Annotated in this window: 18 protein-coding genes; 6 read left to right on the top strand and 12 right to left on the bottom strand. The window is 72.3% G+C overall.

Translation table 11 applies throughout. The features are described from left to right. Positions 1 to 15: 15 nt before the first annotated feature. The 3 genes from ABZS51_RS14070 to ABZS51_RS14080 all read right to left on the bottom strand — a co-directional run bounded on the left by ABZS51_RS14070 (position 16) and on the right by ABZS51_RS14080 (position 2,938). On the bottom strand, positions 16 to 1,134 hold the full coding sequence (locus ABZS51_RS14070; protein ID WP_310708192.1) for a glycosyltransferase family 1 protein: 1,119 nt from the start codon (positions 1,132 to 1,134) through the stop codon (positions 16 to 18). A 95-nt stretch (positions 1,135 to 1,229) separates the two neighbouring features. Further along, a complete protein-coding gene (locus tag ABZS51_RS14075) occupies positions 1,230 to 2,123 on the bottom strand; it encodes a lysylphosphatidylglycerol synthase domain-containing protein (RefSeq protein ID WP_310708193.1) in 894 nt (297 codons plus the stop codon). Next, on the bottom strand, positions 2,120 to 2,938 hold the full coding sequence (locus ABZS51_RS14080; RefSeq protein WP_310708194.1) for a class I SAM-dependent methyltransferase: 819 nt from the start codon (positions 2,936 to 2,938) through the stop codon (positions 2,120 to 2,122). Before ABZS51_RS14080 ends, ABZS51_RS14075 begins: the two co-directional genes overlap by 4 nt. 105 nt (positions 2,939 to 3,043) lie before the next feature. Between ABZS51_RS14080 and ABZS51_RS14085 the strand changes: the two genes are divergently transcribed. Then, positions 3,044 to 4,003: a lysylphosphatidylglycerol synthase transmembrane domain-containing protein gene (locus tag ABZS51_RS14085; protein WP_310708195.1), complete on the top strand. Its 960-nt coding sequence runs from the start codon at positions 3,044 to 3,046 to the stop codon at positions 4,001 to 4,003. On the opposite strand, the gene ABZS51_RS14090 is transcribed toward ABZS51_RS14085, so the two are convergent. From ABZS51_RS14090 to ABZS51_RS14100, 3 genes are all read right to left on the bottom strand, one after another. Continuing rightward, positions 3,904 to 4,965 carry a glycosyltransferase family 4 protein gene (locus tag ABZS51_RS14090; protein ID WP_355439941.1) on the bottom strand — a complete coding sequence of 354 codons (1,062 nt, stop codon included), beginning with the start codon at positions 4,963 to 4,965 and terminating at the stop codon, positions 3,904 to 3,906. The two genes, ABZS51_RS14085 and ABZS51_RS14090, sit on opposite strands and share 100 nt — an antisense overlap. Position 4,966: 1 nt before the next feature. Then, entirely contained in the window at positions 4,967 to 5,860 is an 894-nt protein-coding gene (locus ABZS51_RS14095; RefSeq protein ID WP_355439944.1) for a glycosyltransferase family 2 protein, read from the bottom strand. Between the two features lie 127 nt (positions 5,861 to 5,987). Next, positions 5,988 to 8,078, bottom strand: a complete 2,091-nt coding sequence (locus ABZS51_RS14100; RefSeq protein WP_355439947.1) for a hypothetical protein — start codon at positions 8,076 to 8,078, stop codon at positions 5,988 to 5,990. Between the two features lie 57 nt (positions 8,079 to 8,135). On the opposite strand from ABZS51_RS14100, the gene ABZS51_RS14105 reads away from it, so the two are divergent. From ABZS51_RS14105 to ABZS51_RS14120, 4 genes are all read left to right on the top strand, one after another. Further along, positions 8,136 to 9,605: a hypothetical protein gene (locus tag ABZS51_RS14105; RefSeq protein ID WP_355439950.1), complete on the top strand. Its 1,470-nt coding sequence runs from the start codon at positions 8,136 to 8,138 to the stop codon at positions 9,603 to 9,605. A 184-nt stretch (positions 9,606 to 9,789) separates the two neighbouring features. After that, positions 9,790 to 11,427, top strand: coding sequence for an LCP family protein (locus ABZS51_RS14110; protein ID WP_355439953.1), 1,638 nt, complete (start codon positions 9,790 to 9,792; stop codon positions 11,425 to 11,427). 176 nt (positions 11,428 to 11,603) lie between these two features. Beyond that, positions 11,604 to 12,932, top strand: a complete 1,329-nt coding sequence (locus ABZS51_RS14115) for an acyltransferase family protein (RefSeq protein WP_355439956.1) — start codon at positions 11,604 to 11,606, stop codon at positions 12,930 to 12,932. A 56-nt stretch (positions 12,933 to 12,988) separates the two neighbouring features. Further along, positions 12,989 to 13,981 (top strand): glycosyltransferase, encoded by a 993-nt coding sequence (locus ABZS51_RS14120; protein ID WP_355439959.1) that lies wholly within the window; start codon positions 12,989 to 12,991, stop codon positions 13,979 to 13,981. Here the strand turns inward: ABZS51_RS14120 and ABZS51_RS14125 are convergent. Both ABZS51_RS14125 and ABZS51_RS14130 read right to left on the bottom strand, forming a co-directional pair. Next, positions 13,978 to 14,901 carry a hypothetical protein gene (locus ABZS51_RS14125; RefSeq protein WP_355439962.1) on the bottom strand — a complete coding sequence of 308 codons (924 nt, stop codon included), beginning with the start codon at positions 14,899 to 14,901 and terminating at the stop codon, positions 13,978 to 13,980. The two genes, ABZS51_RS14120 and ABZS51_RS14125, sit on opposite strands and share 4 nt — an antisense overlap. Further along, the gene (locus ABZS51_RS14130; protein ID WP_355440092.1) at positions 14,898 to 15,365 is read right to left on the bottom strand and encodes an RNA polymerase sigma factor; all 468 of its coding nucleotides are present in this window, start codon (positions 15,363 to 15,365) and stop codon (positions 14,898 to 14,900) included. Before ABZS51_RS14130 ends, ABZS51_RS14125 begins: the two co-directional genes overlap by 4 nt. A gap of 140 nt (positions 15,366 to 15,505) precedes the next feature. Between ABZS51_RS14130 and ABZS51_RS14135 the strand changes: the two genes are divergently transcribed. Next, a complete protein-coding gene (locus ABZS51_RS14135; RefSeq protein WP_355439965.1) occupies positions 15,506 to 16,171 on the top strand; it encodes an acetoacetate decarboxylase family protein in 666 nt (221 codons plus the stop codon). 34 nt (positions 16,172 to 16,205) lie between these two features. Here ABZS51_RS14135 and ABZS51_RS14140 read toward each other — a convergent pair whose 3' ends face one another. The 4 genes from ABZS51_RS14140 to ABZS51_RS14155 form a co-directional block, all read right to left on the bottom strand. Next, the gene (locus ABZS51_RS14140; RefSeq protein WP_310708205.1) at positions 16,206 to 17,090 is read right to left on the bottom strand and encodes a glycosyltransferase; all 885 of its coding nucleotides are present in this window, start codon (positions 17,088 to 17,090) and stop codon (positions 16,206 to 16,208) included. 186 nt (positions 17,091 to 17,276) lie between these two features. Next, the gene (locus tag ABZS51_RS14145; RefSeq protein WP_310708206.1) at positions 17,277 to 18,044 is read right to left on the bottom strand and encodes a CDP-alcohol phosphatidyltransferase family protein; all 768 of its coding nucleotides are present in this window, start codon (positions 18,042 to 18,044) and stop codon (positions 17,277 to 17,279) included. Next, positions 18,022 to 19,062, bottom strand: a complete 1,041-nt coding sequence (locus ABZS51_RS14150; RefSeq protein ID WP_355440095.1) for an iron-containing alcohol dehydrogenase family protein — start codon at positions 19,060 to 19,062, stop codon at positions 18,022 to 18,024. The genes ABZS51_RS14145 and ABZS51_RS14150 overlap by 23 nt, the downstream gene beginning before the upstream one ends. 60 nt (positions 19,063 to 19,122) lie before the next feature. Beyond that, the gene (locus tag ABZS51_RS14155; protein WP_310708207.1) at positions 19,123 to 19,854 is read right to left on the bottom strand and encodes a phosphocholine cytidylyltransferase family protein; all 732 of its coding nucleotides are present in this window, start codon (positions 19,852 to 19,854) and stop codon (positions 19,123 to 19,125) included. Positions 19,855 to 19,860: the final 6 nt, after the last annotated feature.

Genomic DNA, 19,860 nt, shown 5'->3' on the forward strand with positions numbered 1-19,860 from the left:
CGCGAGGTTACCGAACTATTCGACCGCGCGTTGATAGGAGGCGAGATGCGCCTGCGCCGATGTCTTCCACGTGAACTCGCGGGCCCGCGCGAGGCCCGCCTCCTGGAGCGCCCGGCGCCGCTCGGGCGAGTCGAGGAGCCGGCCGAGGGCCAGGGCGATGCTGTCGGCGTCCGGCTCGGTGTAGGCGACGGCGTCGCCGCCCACCTCCGGCAGCGACGCGCGGTGCGTGGTGAGCACGGGCGCGCCGCACGCCATGGCCTCCAGCACGGGCAGCCCGAACCCCTCGCCGCGCGACGGGAACGCCACCACGAGCGCGCCCCCGAGGAACCCCGCCAGGTCCGGCATGCGCAGGAACCCGGGCCGCACCACCTTCACCGTGGCCTCGACCTCCCGGCAGGCGGTGTCGACGTCGTCCTCGTGGACGCCGCCGCCGAGGACCAGCGCGGGCGGCTCGTCGAGGTTCTTGACGGCGGCGGCGAAGCCGCGGATGAGGTTGGGAACGTTCTTGCGGGGGTCGAGCGCGCCCAGGAAGGCGACGTACGGCCGGCCGTGCAGGCCGAACCGCTCGGCCGCCCGCCTGCGCTCCACCTCGCTCGGCGGGTGGAACAGGTCCTGGTCGACGCCGTGGTAGGCGACGTCGATGCGGGTGGGGTCGGCGGCCAGCACGCGGACCAGCTCGTCACGGGTGGCCTTGGACGGCACGATGAGGCGGGTGGCGTGGCGCACGGCCGTGCGGGTGGCCGAGCGGAAGAACGCCGCCTTGCTGGGACTGTCGTGCTCCGGCTCGGTGAACCAGGTGACGTCGTGGACGGTCGCGACCGTGGGCAGGCCCGCGCCCAGCGGGATCGTGTAGTAGGGCGCGTGGATGACCTCGGCTCCCGCCTGCCGGGCGACCAGCGGCAGGCCGGTCTGCTCCCAGGTGAGCCGGGCGGCGCGGTTGGTGAGCGAGACGGGACCCGGCCGGATGTCGGCCGAGGGCGCGAGCCGGCGGTACCGGTCCGCGTCGGGCCGCTGGCAGACCACCACGAGGTCGGCCCCCGCGGCGTCGAGCCCGGCCACCAGTCCGTCCACGTAGCGGATGAGGGCGCCGCGGTCCGTGGGGACGGCCGCCGCGTCGACGAGCACTCGAGGCATTACGAGGATCTTCTCCCCTCAAGATCGTCGTGGGAGCCCTGGCGTCCCCCTCTGGGTTCAGCTTATGACCAGCCTCCCCCAAATCGAGGCTCAAATCACACGCCGCCACGCCGTGCAGCTATTCCCGCCAAACCCGCGCAGATCAGGTCCCCGATCACGATGATCATCCGGGAGCAGAGGGCCATCGCGATGGCCGGTCCCTGGGCCAGCACCGGGGACAGCACGGCCACCATCGCCACCTCGCGCACCCCCGCCCCGGCGGGCACGACGAAGGTCAGGATGCCGAGGCACCACGACAGCGCGAACGCCCCGACGGCGAACAGCAGGCCGCCCTGCGGGACGAGGAAGTACAGGTGCAGGCCGTAACACGTCCAGCCGGCCAGCGCCCAGCCGAGCGCGGTGAGCATGCCGCGGCGGGTGAGCGGCCGCTCCAGCGGCTCCTTCTTGAGCCTGCGCAGCCCGAAGCCGATCAGGGCGTTGATCACCTTCGGCTCCAGCAGCACCAGCAGCACCGGCACCAGGAGGAGCAGCCAGCCGAACCGGTCCCAGCCGAGCGTCACCAGGGTGACGAGCAGGCCGGTGGCGAGCTGGATCGGCATCGTCAGGAAGAACGCGGCGGCGCTGCGCGCCCGGGGCACGCCGAGGTCGCGGCCCATCTCCATCTGGGCGAGCACCGGCCAGACCGTGCCGGGGATGTACTTGCCGAGCTGGCCGACGAAGAACACCTTGGCGGCCGGTCGGAACGGCAGCGGCGAGCCGAGGTCGGCCAGCAGGGTGCGCCAGGTGAGCATGCCCCCGAGCAGCGCGGCGACCACGCCGGCCAGCGAGGCGGCGAGCATCGGCCAGCTCAGCGTGGACAGCCCGGCCACGACGTCGTCCCACCGCGAGGCCACGGCCCAGCCGCCGAAGCCGAGGGCGATCAGCAGGAACCCGAGGCGGACCACCCGCCGGGCGACCGGCCGCCGCCCCACGCCGGCCTCGGTGCTCACAGCGGCTGCGGGGGTTGCGGGAGCGCGGCGCCCGCGGGGCGGCGCGGCGTCTTGGTGGCCACCCACAGGTACGTGGGCACGAGCGGCAGCGTCAGCCGCAGCACCCCGCGCGGCGTGCGCGCGAGCACGGCCTGCGCCGCCCGCCCCACCGCGCCGGGGAACAGCTCCGAGCCGGCGAAGCGGGTGGGGGTGGCCAGCACCGGGAGCGTGTAGTCCCACACGTGGAAGGCCCGCAGCATCCGGCGCAGCCCCCGCCGGGTGCGGTAGCGCTCGTAGTAGTGGTCGGCCCGGCCGAAGGCGCGCACGTAGCGGTCGGCCAGCGCGGGCGGCAGGTAGGACAGGAACGGCAGCTTGTAGTGGGGCTCCATGATGCCGAGCCGGTTGCCCAGGCCGAGGTACAGGACGCCCTTGTCGGACAGCACCCGGTGCATCTCGGCCACCACCGCGTCGGGGTCGACCACGTGCTCGTAGATGTGGTTGAACACCAGCACGTCGATCGACCCGTCGGGGAACGGCAGAGCGGTGCCGTCACCGCAGACGAACGCCACCCGCCCGCCGAACCGGTCGGCCGCCCTGCGCAGCCCCGGCACGTCGATGTCCACCCCGAGGGTGTGCCCCGCGCCCGCGCCGGCCAGCTCGTCGGCGATGAACCCGGCCGAGCATCCCACGTCGCCCACGACCAGGCCGTCGAGCGAGCCCTGGAAGTGCTCCAGCACCGCGATGATCTTCGCGGCCTTGCGCCTGCGCTTGGCCTCGTCGAGCATGGCCGACTGGAACTCGGAGTACTCCAGCTGCGCGACCCGTTGCTTTCCCACGGCTTGCTTTCCCACGGGGCCCAACAGTACCCGCGACCGGGCCGCCGTTCGCCCGGCCGAGCGTGCCCCCTACCCGGTCCGGCTGATCACGCGTACCCTTGGCGGATGCTCCGCCGCCTGCTGCGCGTCGTGCTCGCGCTGGTCGCGCTCGGTTTCCTCGGCTACGGCCTGGCGCGCAACTGGGACGAGACCACGACGGCCGTGGCGCGGCTGTCGCCCTGGGCGCTGCCCGGCGCGTTCGCCGCGGTGCTGGCCGGTCAGCTCTGCAGCCTGCTCGCCTGGCGCCGGGTGCTGGCCGGGCTCGGCTCGCCGCTGCCGCTGCGGGTCGCCGGCCGCATCATGTTCGTGGGCCAGCTCGGCAAGTACATCCCGGGCTCGGTCTGGGCGTACGCCGCGACGATGGAGCTGGGCCGCGACCACGGCAGCCCGCCGCGCCGGACGTTCGCCTGCATCTCGCTGTCGCTGGTGATCAACCTCGGGGTGGCGCTGTCGATCGCCGCCGCCACGCTCGCCACCCAGCAGGTCCTGCGCCAGGCGTGGTACCTCCTGCTGCTGGTCCCGGTGATCATCGTGTGCCTGCACCCGAAGGTGCTCACCTGGGGTCTCAACCTGGCGCTCCGCCTGGCCCGCAAGGAACCGCTGGAGAGCGTGCTGCCCGGCCGCGCGGTCGTGGCCGCCGTGGGCTGGACGGCGCTCGGCTGGTTCGTGTACGGCATCCACACCTGGCTGCTCGTCGGCCGCTGGGACCTGTACGTGATCGCCACCGGGGCCTACGCGTTCGCCTGGGCCACGGGGCTGCTCGCGTTCTTCGTGCCCGCCGGGGTCGGGGTGCGCGAGGGCGCGATGGTGCTGGTGTTCACGCCCATCATCGGCACCGGGCCCGCGCTGGCCGCGGCGGTCGCGTCGCGGCTGGTGTTCACGCTGTCGGACGTGGCCGCCGCGGGGGTCGCGTTCCTGCTGGGCCGTCAGAGCGCCAGCAGCTCCGAGGCGTACGCCGACCAGAACGGCTCGGGGTCGACCGCCTTGACGCCCGACCGCAACCTCTCCGGCTCGCCCGAGGCGTAGAAGCGCTCGATCGCCGCGCGCAGCGCCCCCACGTCGCCCGGCTCCACCAGCAGCCCGTCCACCCCGTCGGTGACGTGGTCGGCCAGCGCCCCCACCCGGGTCGCGATGACCGGCACGCCGTGCTCGTGGCCGAGCCACACGTTCTGGCTCGCGGTCGCGCTGCGGTACGGCAGGACCAGGGCGTCGGCGCGGGCGAACAGCCCCGGGACGTCCTCGGCCGCCACGTAGCCGGGCCGCAGCTCCACCCGGTCGGCGACGCCCAGCTCGTCGATCAGCGCCCTGGTCTCGTCCAGCCCGCCCCAGAACTCTCCGGCCACGGTCAGCGCCACCCCCTCGGGCAGCGCGCGCAGCAGCAGGTCCAGCCCCTTGTACGGCCGCACGAGGCCGAAGAACAGCAGCCGCCGGTGAACCCCCGAGGACGGCTCGGCCCGGGTGGAGGGCAGGTGCGGCGGCAGCCCGGCCACGCGCACCGGTGTGGCGGCCAGCGTCCTGGCCAGGTCCGCCTGCTGCCCGGAGTGGGCCAGCACGCCGTCCACCCGCCGCAGCAGCGCCCGCATCAGCGGCCGGTCGTACGGCTTCGGCTCGTGGGGCAGCACGTTGTGGCACAGGGCGACGACACGGGCTCGGCGGCGCAGGCCGTACAGGATGCCGAGGTAGGCGGGCACCTGCACGGGGCTCAGCACGGCGAGGACGACCAGGTCGGCGGAGCGGAGCCGGCGGCCAGCGGCGACCCACCCGTCGGGGCGGCGCCAGTCGAGCCGGCGCTCGCTCCGGGGGTACGGCGTGCCCTCGGGGGCGTCGATCGTCTGGCGGCCGGGGTAGAGGAACGACGGGTACTGGGCCCGCCAGGACTCGATGACCACGTCGTGGCCGAGCGCGGCCAGCCGGTGCGCCAGCTCGGTGGTGTGCTGGGCGCCGCCCCCCTTGTACGGGTAGGTGGGGCCGACGATCGCGACGCGCACGCTATTCGCCCCGCGACCGCACGATCAGGTCGGCCAGCAGCGCGACCGAGCCGATCAGCAGGCCCGACAGGAAGATCATCACGGTGTTGGCGGGGAAGTAGAAGGGGTGCTGGATCATGTCCCACACGCCCTTGACCAGGCCGATCGCCACCAGCCAGAGCGCCGGCGGCATGAGCACCTTGAGGGGGTTGAAGTACATGATCATCCGCAGCACCTGCAGGATGTAGCGGTAGGCGTCGGAGACGAAGCTGAACTTCGACGTGCCGGCCCGCTTGGCGTACTCGATCGGCAGGTAGTGGACGTCGTGCTGGTTCATCAGGAACGACAGCGTGATCGTCGTGACGCAGGAGAAGCCGGGGGGCAGCAGCCGCAGGTAGGGCCTGGCCACCGACTTGCGGAAGGCCCGCAGCCCCGAGTTCAGGTCCGGGATCTTCTGGCCGGCGAGCATCTCGGCCACCTTGCGGATCACCCACTTGGCCGGCACGCGCAGCACCTTGTGGGAGCCCTCCTCGGTGGTGCGGGCGCCGACGACCTGGTCGATCGTGGCGTCCTTCTCCAGGAGCTGCACCAGCTCGGGGATGCGCTCGTTGGGGTAGGTCATGTCCGCGTCGGTCCAGACGACGATCTCGCCGCGCGCCTCCTGGGTGCCGATGCGGCGCACGGTGCCCGATCCGCCGTTGCGGTGGAAGGCGCGGATCCTCAGGTGCGGGAAGCGGGGCGCCGCCTCCTGCAGCCGGGCCAGCGTGCCGTCGGTGGAGCAGTCGTCGACCGCCACCAGCTCGTAGGTGTAGCCGCTCGTGTCCATCGCCCGCGTGATGCGCTCGACCTCGTCGATGACGTGGTCCTGCTCGTTGTAGCAGGGCAGGACGATCGTGACGTAGGGCGCTTCATCCACGGTGGTTCCACTCTGGGCGATCTCAGGCGTGCTCACGTGCGTCGAGGGTACTCTGCCCCGCGACGGCCCGGGTCCACATCGGCTCGCCCCGCCGCTGCTCCACGCGCCTGCGGCCGTCCTGCGGAGGTCAGCCGGCGGCCATCCAGGCCGTGATCCGCAGCGTCCACGTGGCGTCGGGCGGGCCGGTCAGCGAGCGCTCGTCCTGGCGTGTCACCAGGCCCATGACCTGCGTCGGCGTGCCGTACGGCGCGACCTGGGCCGCGTCGGCGGCCAGCACGACCGGCACGCGCCCGGCCGCCCTGATCCTCGCCGTGAGCCGCCGCACCTCGTCCGCGGGCGCGACGTCCCCGTCCGTACGGCGGGCCTCCGCGACCGGCACGCCGCAGGAGCCCCGGACGACCTGCATGAGCCGGTCACCGGTGACGCGCTCGACGACCAGCACCGACGCGTTCGCCGGGAACCGCGCGCACATGGCGGCCACGGCCGCCCGCTCGCCCCGCTCCACCGGGCTGAACGCCGTGCCGATGGACGTCACGACCGGCGGCACCAGCAGCAGCGCCACGCCCGCGGCGGTCACCCATCGAGGGCCGCGGGCGCCGTACCGGCGCCACACGGGCCTGTCGCGCAGCCACCGGACGCCCCAGACCGCGAGCAGGACCATCCCGGGGATCACGACGGGCACCAGGCGGCGCGACGCCCACGGGTGGTCGGGGGTGATCTCGGGGCGCAGCAGCGTGGTGACCGTGGTCCAGCCGATCACCGCCAGCGGCAGCAGCCAGGGGAACGGCCTGCCGTCGCGCAGCAGCCGGCGCACCAGGACGGCGGCCGCCAGCGTCGCCAGCAGCACGGCCGGCACGCCCACGTACCACACGACCCAGCGCAGCGACTGCTCGAAGTAGAGGTGCTCGCCGTCCAGCGGCAGGCCGTTGGCGCGCTGCGTCTCCTCGATGAACCGCGCGGTCAGCCGGTCCTCCTGCGTCACGGGCACGCGCCGCACCGTCTGGAACAACGGCCGCGCCGCCAGCCCCGCCATGACGAGGACGGTCAGCGCGGCGCCCGCCGTCGGCAGCCACCGCGCCAGGCGTCGCGGGCGCGGCAGGCGCGCCACCCACGGCGCCACCGCCGTGCCCAGCACGGTCAGCGCCAGCACGGCCGCGCAGATGAGCAGCAACGGCTGGACGGACCGCGACAGGTAGACCAGGTACGGCCGGGCCAGCTCGTACGCCGCGTACAGCCCCAGCCCGGCGCCCACGGCGACACCGGCCAGGAGCGGCGGCCCCGCCACGCCCTCCGGCCGGCCGGAGCGGCGCATCGCCACCAGCAGCCCGGCGAACGCGAGCACCGGCAGCACGTCACGCAGCCCGTCCACCCGCACCAGCACGGCCAGCCCGAACACCAGCCCGGCCACCGCCGCCTCCGCCCACCTCCGGCCCGGCGCGCCCGGCGCGGCCACGGCCCGCGACAGCGTGTCGTGCAGCAGGGCCAGGCCGCCGAGCAGCAGGATCAGCGACGGGATCTCGCTCAGCGTGGTGCGCGAGGTGTAGAGCACCGGCTGGCACACCGCGAACGCGAGCGCGGCCGGGGCCGCCCACCGCGCCCCCACCAGCCGCGCCGCCACCCCGGCCACCGTGAGCACCGCGAGCGCCCCCAGCACGGCAGGGGTCACCAGCAGCCCGCCGGCCCACTGACCGGCGGCGAACAGCAGCGGCGGGCCGGGCATGAACTGCGGCACGACCGCGCCGCCGACCTCGTAGAAGCCCATGCTCTCGAAGACCAGGGACGGGTCCGGCCCGCCGAACGCCGCCACCTGCGAGGGGATCGGGAGCGAGCCGTGGCCGGCCAGCCAGACGGCGTACTGGGCGTAGGTGGCGGGGTCGCGCCGGACCACGAGCTGCTCGGAGTGCAGGACGGCGTTGAACACGCCGGAGGCGAGAGCCACCCCGGCGACTCCGGTCACCTGCCACCGTCCCGCCCTCAGCCCCTCGGCCTCGGGCCCTTCGGGGTCGCCCGCCGACACGCGGAGGGCGGCCAGGCACAGCAGCGCGATCACGGGCAGGCCGAGCGCCAGCGCGGGCAGCGGCCGGTACACGCCGGCGAGCAGCAGCGGGAGGCCGGCCAGCAGCCAGCCCGCCACGACGAGGGCGGGCAGCACCGAGGCCACGGCGAGCACCCTGCCCGCCGACGGCCTTCGCACCTGGTCGGGCCCGCCGGATCCCATCGTGATCGCGAGGGTATCCGACCTGCGGGTACGACCGGGCCGGGTAGCGTACGCGACGTGCGTCATCGTCCAGCGTCCCACCGGCTCTCCCGCCCAGCCGGGCGCACGGCCCCGGCGGCCCGTCGTACCCCCAGGACGGTCCTGGCGGCGGTGCGGCGGCACGGGTGGTTCCTCGGGGTGCTGGCCCTCGGCGCGGGGCTGCGGGTGCTGACCATGCTGGGCTACCGGCCGGTCCTGTGGTTCCCCGACTCCTACACCTACATCGTCACCGTCTTCCGCCCCCGCCCCGACCTGGTGCGCCCCGCGGGCTACTCGGCGTTCCTCAAGCTGCTGGAGCCGTTCCACTCCTTCGCGGTGGTGGCGGCGGCGCAGCACCTGCTCGGGCTGGCGACGGGCGTGCTCGTGTACGCGGTCGCGCGCCGGGCGGTGCCCCGGTGGGGGGCCGCCCTGGCGGCCGCGCCGGTGCTGCTCGACGCCTACCAGGTCGAGCTGGAGCACCTGCTGGTCTCCGACACGCTGTTCATGTTCCTGCTGGTCGCGGCGGTGGCGCTGGCCATGGGAGGAAGGCGGCGGGCCGTGGCGATCGGGCTGCTGCTGGCCGCGGCGACGCTGACCAGGACCGTGGGCCAGCCGCTCATCCTGGTCCTCGCGGTGTGGTTCGTGCTGGCGGGGCGACTGCGGCGGGCCGCGGTGGTGCTCGCCGCCGCGCTGATCCCGCTCGCCGCGTACGGCGCCTGGTTCTACGGCACGTACCAGCGCACGGGCCTGGTCGGCGCCAACGGCGCGTTCCTGTACGCGCGGACGATGTCGTTCGCCGACTGCGCCAGGATGGACCCGCCCGCCGACCTGCGGGTGCTGTGCGACCCGCGCCCGCCGGAGCGCCGGCCCCCCTCGCAGGAGTACCTCTGGGCCGCCGACTCCCCGCTGGTCGAGCTGCCCGGCATCACCTTCACCAAGGCCAACGACGACCTGGCCGCGCGCTTCGCGACGCTGGCGATCCGCTCGCAGCCGCTCGACTACGCCGGCTCGGTGCTGTCGGAGCTGGGCCGCACGTTCGTGTGGGGCCGGCCGGTCTACCCCGACCAGGAGGTCTACGGCTACTACGAGCTGCCGTCGGCCTCCCCTCCTCCGCCGGGGCGCTGGGCGGCGCAGCTCGGCGTGGACATGGGCAAGAGGTACGAGCAGGGACCGATCGGCACGGAGGTGGTCGAGCCGTACGCCGGGTGGATGCGCGCCTACCAGGGGACGGTCCGCCTGCCCGGCGCCGTGCTGCTGGTGATCCTGCTGGCGCCGCCCGCCCTCGGCGCCGTGCGGGCGGCGAGACGCCGGAGGAGCGCGACCGGGAGCCCGGTGACGGGACGGCCGAGGCGGTTGCCGCTCTGGGTGCTGCCCTGGTCGGTGGCCGTGGTGCTGCTCGTCGTGCCGCCCGCCGTGGCCGAGTTCGACTACCGGTACGTGCTGCCCGCCGTGCCGCTGGCCTGTCTGGCGGCCGCTGTCTCTACCCGAGCTGAGCTGGCCAAACCCTAAGAGTTTGAAGATGATATTCCACGAATTGTCTAGCTCTGAGTATGCTCTTGGCCGATAACATCACGCCCGGGTCACGGCGAATTCCGCCGGTCATGGCTACGGGTACGCCGTACGTGACCTAGTCTCGTGGCGCAGAACGACCATGCCGACGCGTGAGGCGCGCACAGACCAGGCGAGGGGGCGTATGAGTGACTACAGGAGCGTGTCCGTGCAGGACCGCAGGGTCGCCCCGGCAGAACCCGGCCACCGGATGTCCCGCCGAGCGGCGGCGTCCCCCCCGCCTCCCCCTCCGCCGGGTGACGAACCTCCGCGCGGCGGCCGCCGGGCCGCTCCGGGCAAGGGTGGCGGCGTCAACAAGATGCGCGTCCTGGCCTGGATCAGCATCGGCGCCACGACGGTGATGGTCGCGGGCGCGCTGACCGGCTACACGGTCTACCGCGACGCCTTCGGCAACATCCATCAGAAGCCCGTCAAGATCCTCACCCCGCGGCCGCCGAGCACCGGCGCGCTCAACGTGCTCCTGGTCGGCTCCGACACCCGCGCGGGCGAGGGCAACGCGAAGTACGGCCAGAAACTGGCCCGCACCGCCGACGCGGGCGGCAAGCGCACCGACACGATCATCCTGTTGCACCTGTCGCCCAACCGCGACAAGGCCCAGCTCATCAGCTTCCCCCGTGACTCGATGGTGCAGATCCCCACCTGCCAGAACGAGACCACCAAGCAGCCGATGCCGGGCTACCGCGGCCAGATCAACGCCGCCTACAGCTCCGGCGGCATCTCCTGCACGATGTCCACGCTGGAGACCCTCACGGGCATCCGCATCGACCACTTCGTCGAGGTCGACTTCAGCGGGTTCAAGAACATCGTCAACGCCCTCGGCGGCATCCAGATCTGCCTCAAGTCCGGCGTCGACGACAAGTTCTCCAAGCTCAAGCTGCCCCCGGGCAAGAGCCTGCTGAACGGCGAGCAGGCCCTCGGCTACGTGCGGCTGCGCCACTACGGCGACGGCAGCGACATCCAGCGCATCAAGCGCCAGCAGATCTTCCTCAGCAAGGTCGTGGCGAAGGCGACCAGCGGCGAGCTGCTCACCAACCCCGCCAAGCTGACCAGCTTCATCAAGGCCGCCGCCCAGTCCGTGACCATGGACCCCGCGCTGGCCGCCGACACCGGGAAGCTCCTGGAGATCGCCCAGAGCGCCGAGAAGCTCACCGCGAACGGCGTCAAGTTCACCACGATCCCGTGGGTCCCCGACCCCGAGGACAAGAACCGGGTCGTGTGGAAGGAGCCCGACTCCACCGAGCTGTTCAACGCCATCAAGAGCGACATCGAGGTGGCCAAGCCGGAGCCGTCCACCAGCACCGGCACCGCGCCCAAGGTCGCGCTCAAGCCCGAGCAGGTGCAGGTCCAGGTGCTCAACGGCACCACCACGTCAGGCCGGGCCCGCACCGTCGCCGACCAGCTCAGCAAGCAGGGCTTCAAGGTCGTCGGCCTGGGCAACTACCAGGCCCCCGACGGCAAGTCGCTGGCCAAGACCGAGGTCCGCTACGCCAAGAAGGCCGCCGACGGCGGCGACTACGCCGGCGTGCTGGCCGGGATGGTCGTCCCCAAGCCCGCCCCCACGGCCGGCAAGATCAGGCCCACGACCACGGACGTCTACACCTCGCCGGTCGCGCTGCCCTCGGGCGGCGCCAAGGCCGCGGGCACGCCGGTGATCCAGCTGATCGTCGGCGAGGACTTCCAGACGGTCAAGGTCGAGAAGCTTCCTGACAGCGTCAAGAACAGCACCATCGTCGCCGCGGACCAGAAGAACGTCTGCACGTGACCTCCGAGTTCCCTGTGTAAGCGGGCTTTCGGATGCGTGTCGAGAGACAGGACCGTCCTGGCCGGGATATCGTGGTGCGGGTCGGCGACACCGCTCGTCCTCCGCCGTCAGGGCGTCAGTAAGGCGTGGCGGCCGTCGCGTTCCCCCGGCCCCGAGCGAAGCTGAGCGACTCCGTAGTGTCTGAGACCAAGCCGTCCGCCCCGGTCACCACTCCCCCGGCTCCCGGGGGTCCCGGCGAGGCCGCCGGCCCCGCGAGCACGGGAGCCAGCTGGCCGCTGCCGGAGGAGACGTTCTGGAGCGAGCAGACCGACCCCCACGGTGTCCGCCCCGACCCGCCGGCCCTCGGCGCCGCGCCGCCCGCCACGGACCCGCCGAGGACGGCTCCCCGGACCCCGAGCGCTCCTCCCAGCGCCCCGAAGGCGGCTCCGGGTGATCAGGCGGCGCCGGTGACGGCGGTGGCCGAGGCGCCCCAGGCGCAGGGCGCGCCCTTGCAGCAGCCCGAGCCGCCCCGCCGCAAGCGCGACCCTTACCTCGACAACGTCAAGTTCCTCCTGATCGCCCTGGTGCCCATCGGCCACTCGCTGGTGCCGACGCTCGACGCCGACTCCTCACGCGCCGCGTACATCTTCATCTACGTCTTCCACATGCCGCTGTTCGTGGTCATCAGCGGCTACCTGTCCCGCAACTTCTGGAACTCCAACGCGAAGACGAACAAGCTCGTCGACACGTTCGTCGTGCCGTACGTCATCGTGGAGGTCGGCTACGCGGTGCTGCGGTCCGCGCTGGGCCAGAAGTGGTCGCTGACGATCATCGACCCGGCCTGGCTCAACTGGTACCTCCTGGCGCTGCTGTTCTGGCGGCTGTCCACTCCGGTGTGGAAGCGGATGAAGTACCCGGTGCCGGTGGCCATCGCCATCTACCTGTTCGCCGGGTTCTCGCAGATCTCCGGCGACTTCAGCATGGACCGCTTCTTCGGCCTCATGCCGTTCTTCGTCATCGGCCTGGTCATGCAGCCCGAGCACTTCGAGCTGCTCAACCGGCGCTGGATCAAGATCGTCTCCGTGGGCGTGCTGGCCGCCGCCGCCGCGGTCGCCATCTACATCGCACCGAAGGCGACGCTCAAGCCGTTCTACTTCAAGCACAGCTACGCGGACATGGACCTGTCCTGGTGGATGGGCCTCGGCGTGCGCATGGGTCTGCTCGTCTGCTCGCTCGCCGTGTGCCTGGCGGTGCTCGCGCTCGTGCCCCGGCGCGAGACGTGGTACTCCGACCTGGGCACCCGCACCCTGTACTGCTACCTGCTGCACGGCATCCCGGTGCTCATCGCCAAGGAGATGGGCTGGCTGGAGCTGCCCTGGCTGCACGGCCCGCTCGGCGTGCTGGCGATCAGTTCGAGCTGCTTCGCGCTGGCCATCGTGCTGTGCCTGCCGGAGACCCGCACGGTGTTCAAGTGGGTGCTGGAGCCGCGCCTGACCTGGTTGTATCGGCGCCCATCTGGAAGTTAAGCGGTAGTTCGACCCGCATTAACGTCATCGACCTGGTCAGCACCGAGCATCTACGCATGCGGGTATGCGTAGCCACCACCGTCCACCATCCCGAGGACGCCCGGATCATGCACCGGCAGATCAGGGCGCTGCTCGACGCGGGCCACAAGGTGACCTACGTCGCGCCGTTCACCTATTTCAACGTCACGCCGCCGATGGGCCTCGACCCCGTCGACGTGCCGTACGGCGGGCACTTCGGCCGGGCCGCCGCCGGGCTCAGGCGCGGCCTGCGCGGCGCGGACCTGCTGCTGGTCCACGACCACGCGCTGCTGCGCCTGCTGCCGCACCGCCGCCCACCGGTCGTGTGGGACGTGCGTGAGCCCGTCGCCCCCCGGCGGCTGGCACGGGCGGAGCGGCGGTACCACGTCTGCTCCTCCTCCGTGGTGCCGGAGGCGACCGTGGTGTCCCCGAACCCGCCCGTTCCCGGCGACACCCGGGTGGTCCACCTCGGCCGGCTCTCGGCCGAGCGCGGCCTGGCGGAGCTCATCCGGCTGGCCGAGCGGCTGGCGCCGCACGGCATCCGGATGGAGCTGATCGGCGCCGCCGAGCCGGGCGTCCGCCCGCTGCTGCGCGACGCCCAGCGGGTCGGGCTGCTCGACTGGTACGGCCACGTCCCGAACCGGCACGCCCTGCGGATGGCCGAGGGCGCCCTCGCCGGCCTCTCCCTGACCGCCGAGACGGTCACGGGGGTGCCCACCAAGGTCCTCGACTACATGGGCCGCGGGTTGCCTGTGATCACCACGCCGCAGGCGGCACCGCTGGTGGAGGGAGTCGGCTGCGGGATCGTGGTGCCGCTGAACGTGGACGCGATCGTGGACGCCGTTCTGGACCTCAAGGAGGACCCGGCACGGCGGGTCGCGCACGGCGCGCGCGGTCACGCGGAGGCCCGGCTGCGGCACCACTGGCCGGACCAGGCGCCGGCGTTCGTGGCCCGGATGGAGGCGTGGGCCGGGCTCACCGCCCCGGTCCGGAGCCGTGCCGCCAAGGCACCTGTCTCGCGGACGGCCTAACGCGCCCGCTCGAGGTCGAAGGCCACGTCCGCCAGCCGGACGGTACGCACCCGCGGGTCCTCGATGAGCTTGCGCAGATCCTTGACCGTCACCATCTCGTCCACGTAGGCGTACACCAGACCGTCGGCCGCCACCTTGCGCAGCCGGGCCAGGGACAGGTCGAAGCGGCGCAGGTTCGCCTCGTCGTAGTCGTGCAGCATGGCTACCCAGCGGCGGAAGTGCTCCAGCTCCTGTGCGGGCTCCTTCTCGCAGGGCAGGTCCATGTCCTCGTCCGGAAAGGCCCGGTCATAGGTGGTGCTGCCCCAGGTGATCGGGACCGAACCGGGACGCCGCTCGTAGACCACCCTCCCATCACACCCGTGGCCGAACGCGCCGAACTCGGCGGGTGTCATCGGCTTGGCGAACTCGATGACGGCCATCGCGTTGAGGTCCTCGGGCAGCCTCGCGAGCACCGTGCGCACGCCCTCCTTCGACTGGAGCCGGGTGCCGACGTTGGCCAGCGAGGTGCTGAGCCGGGTGTTGGCGTAGTTGCCGAGCGGCAGCCGGCCGACCCGGCCGAAGAAGTCCTGGGTGATGGTGTAGAAGCCGCCGTCGCCGCCCTCGAAGCCGCCCTGGGCGCGCCTCTGGCGGGCGCCGACGGTGAGCGACATGGACCAGGGCGTGGTCTCGCAGCAGCCCACGACGTCGATGGCGTACGCCGGGTTGTAGATCTTGAAGGCCGTGCCGAGCACGTCCCACATGCGCCTCTCCCGATCGCCGCGCTTCTGCACCGCCGCCGAGCCGAGCGTCGCGACGAGCACGACCGCCACCAGCACGGCCAGCACCACCGTCGCCGTCCTGACGATCCCCCGGCGCACCGACCTGCGGGTCGCCCTGGGGTCGAAGTCCGGCAGCTCCAGCAGCGGCTCGTCCTCGTTCATCGCACTCCTCCGCTTTTCTCGACTCCGTACGTCTCGGCGAACGCGGCCCGCGCGCGCCACACCGCGGTCTTGATCGTCGCGTGCTTGGTGCCGGTCATCGTGGCCACCTCCACCAGCGAGAAGCCTTCGAGGTAGACCAGCGTGAGCAGCCTGCGGTGCCGCTCCGGCAGCCGGTCGAGGGCGTCGCGCACCTCCAGGGCGTCGACGTGCAACGGCGGCACGCCGAGCTCGTCGGCGTCGGGTAAGGCGAGCTCCCGGCGGGAGCGCCGGACGTGGTCGATGAGCACGTTGCGGGCGATCGTGAGCAGCCAGGCGGCCGGGTTCTCGCCGCGCCAGCCGAGCAGGGCCCGGGTCGCCTTGACGAACGTCTCCTGGGCGAGATCCTCGGCGAGATGGGGATCGCGGGTGCGGCGCAGCAGGAACCCGCACACGAGCGCCCAGTGCTCGCGGTAGAGCTCCTCGATGACAGCCTCCGCGTGGTCAGAATGGTCACATCAGCACAGACGGGGCCCGCCCGGGAATGGTCACATCGCTTTCCGGTTGATGTACTGGACGCATGGCATCGCATGTGATCCAAGGGCGTACGGTCAGCATGCCTGTCGAGGTGAGAGACGCGACCGTCTGCAGCGCGATGTTCCCCGTGCGGGCCGACGCGGCCCGGGCGGTGATCGCCTATTCCGGGCTGGACGTGGCCGAGGTGTTCCCGGGCAAGGCCGTCTGCGTGCTGACGTTCGTCGACTACCGCGACGGCGACCTCGATCAGTACCACGAGTTCGGCATGGCCTTCATGGTCAGGCCGCCGGGCGTGGCGGGGTCGGCCGGGCTGGCCGACCTGAGGCAGGCGGGCGTGTTCATCCACTGGCTGCCGGTGGACCAGCGGTTCACGCTGGAGGCCGGGCGGTCGATCTGGGGGTTCCCGAAGGAGCTGGCGGACATCGAGCTGCGGCTGGCGTCGCCGTACAAGCGCTGCATCGTGCGCAAGGACGGCCGGCTGGTGCTCGACCTGCTGCTCCGGCCGGGCCTGCCCGTGCCCGGTTCGGGGCCCATGACGCCGCTCGACGCCTACACGCACCGCGACGGGCTGACGCGGCGCGTGCCCTGGTCGGTGCGTCCGCGAGGGGTCAGGGTACGGCCGGGCGGGGCGCTGATCCGGCTCGGCAACCACCCCATCGCCAAGGAGCTGAGCGAGCTGGGCCTGCCCAAGCGGGCCCTGACCTCGACCACGGTGGCGCGGGTGGAGATGACCTTCGGCGAGGCGCTCAACCCCTAGGCGGACCGTGCCTCCGGACGGGCCGGAGGGCTGGTCAGACGATCGGGGGGCGGCCGAGCTTCACCATGCGCCAGGCGGTCCGCCACGCCATCGGACGGCGCTCGCCGGCGGACGTGCGCAGCCCTTCGAGGAAGCCGGCGAACCACGCCTTCAGCGCCTCGGAGGAGCCGCGCTCGCGGATCACGGTCAGCACGATCCAGTCGAGCAGGTAGAGGGCCGCCAGCGGCCACGGCAGGTTGCGGCGGGCCAGCCAGACCCGGTTGCGGGCGTTGAGCCGGTGGAAGTCGGAGTGCCGGGTCGGCGGGACCTGCGGGTGGTACATGACCGTCTCGGCGTCGTACTCGATCCGGTAGCCCTCGCCGAGCAGCCGCCAGGCCAGGTCGGTCTCCTCGTGGGCGTAGAAGAACCGCTCGGGCAGCCCGCCCACCTGGAGGAAGGCCGAGCGCCTGATGGCCGAGGCGCCGCCGAGGAACGTGGTGACCGGCGAGGACCGCTCGGGATCGCCCGCGCGCAGCCGGGGAACGTGGCGGCGCTGGCCGGTGCCGCCCTCGGGGTCCATCACGCGGAACGAGATGACGGCGAGGTCGGGCTCGGTGGCGAACCGGTCGCGCACGTGCGAGACGACCTTCTGGTTGGCGTACCAGCCGTCGTCGTCGAGGAACAGCACGACGTCGCCGGAGCACTCCTCGACGCCGCGGTTGCGGCCGGCCGGGATGCCGGTGTTGCGGTCGAGCCGGATCGTCTTGACGATCGCGGCCGAGCCCTCGGGTGGCGTCGCCGACACCTCGGGCACGTCGGCGCCGTTGCCGACGATCACCACTTCGACGTCGCCGTCGATCTGGTTGAGCGCGGACTCGACCGCCCGGTTCAGCTCCGCGACCCGGTTGCCCATGGTGAGGATGACGCACGAGATCTTCAACGAATCATCGTCCTGACGCGTTGAGAGCACGAGCGGAGCATTCTTTCATGATCACCGAGTCTGCTGGTCGCATGGTCCTGATGTTGGTGGGGCTAAGCGTATCGGAACCGGTCGTGAACCCCCGCCGAACGACGGAGGTCCGATCTATACGACGGCCGAGACGGGCAACCGGTTCCGGGCTTCTGATCAAGCAAGCCGCCTCGACGCCATGATGCTGACCAGATGGAGCACGACCTGGAGGCAGGCCGCCACGAAGCAGGCGACGAGCAGCACCCGGGTGGCCGTGAAGCCGCCGATCACCATGTCGATCACCGTGGTCACCACGACGAGCAGCGAAAGCTCGATCGGCTGCACGATGCGGTGGAACTTCGTGGCCCCCAGCACCCGCCTGCCCAGTCCCAGCAACCCGGAGCGGAACTGCGCCACGGACGCCTCGGTGGCGGCCGGCAGGCCGCCCTTGGCCCGCGCCACGTCCACGAGGTCGGTCTCGGCCTTGATGAGGATCGCGCCGAGCGCGGCGGCGACCCCCAGCACGGTGTACCAGTCGGGCAGGACGGCCGAGACCCGCCAGCCGAGGCCGACGAGCACCGCGGCCTCGGTGAAGTAGGCGCCGACGCGGTCCAGGTAGACGCCGGTCAGCGAGGTCTTGCCGGTCCAGCGGGCCAGCTCGCCGTCGGAGCAGTCGAGCAGCAGGTAGACCTGCACGAGCAGGGCGGCCACCACGACGGCCCAGAACCCCGGCAGCGCCAGCACGACCCCGGCCGCGACCCCCGCCAGCGTCATCACCCAGGTGAGCTGGTTGGGCGTGACGGGCGTCTTGGTCATCAGCCAGGTGACGTAGATGGACATCCGGCGCATGTAGAGCACGCCTGCCCAGTGCTCGCCGTTCCTGCGCTCCAGGTGGCCCGCCGGCTGGGCCACCCGCCGCAGCTCAGCTACCGAAGGCCCGGACATAGTCCTCCACCCGATCGCGGATCTCGGACTCCCCCATGCGAAGGTGCTCCAGGATCGTGTAGCGGCCGGGACGCGTGGCGGGGGCCAGCGCGACGGCCTCGGCGAACTGCTCCGTGCTCAGCCCGATCTCGGCCGGCGACACGGGCAGCTGGTGCCGGCGCAGGCAGCCCGTCACCTGCGCGAGCCGGGCGTCATCCTCCCTGAGGAAGAAGCAGAAGGCGGCACCGATGCCGGCGAGCTCGCCGTGGTTGGAGGTGCCCGGGAAGAGTTGGTCCACGGCATGAAGGATCTCATGGTCGCCGCCGCTCGAAGGACGTGAGGACCCGGCGATCACCATCGACATCCCCGACAGGATCAGGGATTCGGCGAGGACCGTCAGGAACGCGTCGGACTCGATCGAGTCGGGGCGGCCGATCAGCGCCTCGGCGGAGGTGCGCGCCATCGAGCAGGCCAGGCCGTCGATCGGCTCGCCGCGCTCGACGTTGCTGAGGATCCAGTCGTCGATGGCCGACAGGTTGCTCACCACGTCCCCCACGCCCGAGCGGACCAGCGACTCCGGCGCGTTGTGCACGAAGTCGAGGTCCACCAGGATCGCCAGCGGCATCGGCACGCCGAAGGAGCCCTTGCCGCCCTCGTACGTCAGCGAGGCCGTCGGGGAGCAGATGCCGTCGTGGGACAGGTTGGTGGCCACGGCGACCATCGGGATGCCCGCCAGGGAGGCGGCGTACTTCGTCGCGTCGATCGTGCGCCCGCCGCCGACGCCCACGACCACCTCGTAGGCGCCCTTACGCAGGTCGGCGCCGAGCGAGACGGCGGCCTCGACCGACCCGTCGGCGACCCGGAACACCTCGGCCTCGTCGAGCGTGGGCGCGATCAGGCCCTCGATGTGGTCGCCCTGGCCCGGCCCGACCGCCACCGCGACACGGCCGGAGGTCGCCACCCGGCTGTCGGCGAGCAGCGCGCCGAGCTGCGCCACCGCGCCCCGTCTGACCTCCATGGTCAGCGGCGCCGGCAGCATCCGCGCTAGCAGCGGCATGCGGCCCCCTCAGGAGCGGCTGGAAGCGGCATCCAGGCCCCCTCAGTAGCGGACGGCGATGGTGCGGGCCTTGGCCAGGTCGTCGTGGTTGTCCACCTCGACCCAGTCGACCTCGCCGATCGGCGCGACGTGGATGCCCTCGCCGCGCTCGATCATCTCCTGGTAGCCGTCCTCGTAGTAGAGCTGCGGGTCGCGCTCGAACGTGGCGCGCAGCGCGTCGGCGAGCCGTTCGGCGGCGCCCGGCCGGATCAGCGTCGCCCCGATGTACTCGCCGTACGCCTCGGCCGGGTCCATGAGCTTGGTGATCCGCTTGACCGCGCCGCCGTCGAGGGTGACCTTCATCTCCTCGTCGGCCAGCTTCTTCACGTCGTCGACCGCGAGCAGGATGTCGCTGGTCTCGGGAGCCGACAGGAGCGTCTTCTCGACCGAGACGGGGTGGACGGTGTCGCCGTTGACGAGCAGCGCGCCCTGCGCGAAGTACTCGCGGGCGCACCACAGGGAGTAGGCGTTGTTCCACTCCTCGGCCTTGTCGTTGTGCACGAGGGTGAGCTTGACGCCGTGGCGCCGCTCCAGCTCCTCCTTGCGCTCGTGCACCGCCTGGGCGGCGTATCCCACGACGACCACGACCTCGCGCAGGTCCACCTCGGCGAGGTTGCGCAGCGCGATGTCCATGATCGTCGTCTCGCCGTCGACCGGCACGAGAGCCTTGGGCAGCGTGTCGGTGTACGGCCGCAGACGTCTTCCGGCTCCAGCGGCCAGCACCATTCCCAGCAACGTGCA

The sequence above is a fragment of the Nonomuraea sp. NPDC005501 genome, assembly GCF_040605905.1.
Lineage (GTDB): Bacteria > Actinomycetota > Actinomycetes > Streptosporangiales > Streptosporangiaceae > Nonomuraea.

What these genes read in the sequence shown, in the direction of transcription:
- ABZS51_RS14070 (WP_310708192.1), bottom strand. Translation starts at nt 1,134, where the DNA reads ATGCCTCGAGTGCTCGTCGACGCGGCGGCCGTCCCCACGGACCGCGGC.
- ABZS51_RS14085 (WP_310708195.1), top strand. Translation starts at nt 3,044, where the DNA reads ATGCTCCGCCGCCTGCTGCGCGTCGTGCTCGCGCTGGTCGCGCTCGGT.
- ABZS51_RS14100 (WP_355439947.1), bottom strand. Translation starts at nt 8,078, where the DNA reads ATGGGATCCGGCGGGCCCGACCAGGTGCGAAGGCCGTCGGCGGGCAGG.
- ABZS51_RS14110 (WP_355439953.1), top strand. Translation starts at nt 9,790, where the DNA reads ATGAGTGACTACAGGAGCGTGTCCGTGCAGGACCGCAGGGTCGCCCCG.
- ABZS51_RS14120 (WP_355439959.1), top strand. Translation starts at nt 12,989, where the DNA reads ATGCGGGTATGCGTAGCCACCACCGTCCACCATCCCGAGGACGCCCGG.
- ABZS51_RS14125 (WP_355439962.1), bottom strand. Translation starts at nt 14,901, where the DNA reads ATGAACGAGGACGAGCCGCTGCTGGAGCTGCCGGACTTCGACCCCAGG.
- ABZS51_RS14145 (WP_310708206.1), bottom strand. Translation starts at nt 18,044, where the DNA reads ATGTCCGGGCCTTCGGTAGCTGAGCTGCGGCGGGTGGCCCAGCCGGCG.
- ABZS51_RS14150 (WP_355440095.1), bottom strand. Translation starts at nt 19,062, where the DNA reads ATGCTGCCGGCGCCGCTGACCATGGAGGTCAGACGGGGCGCGGTGGCG.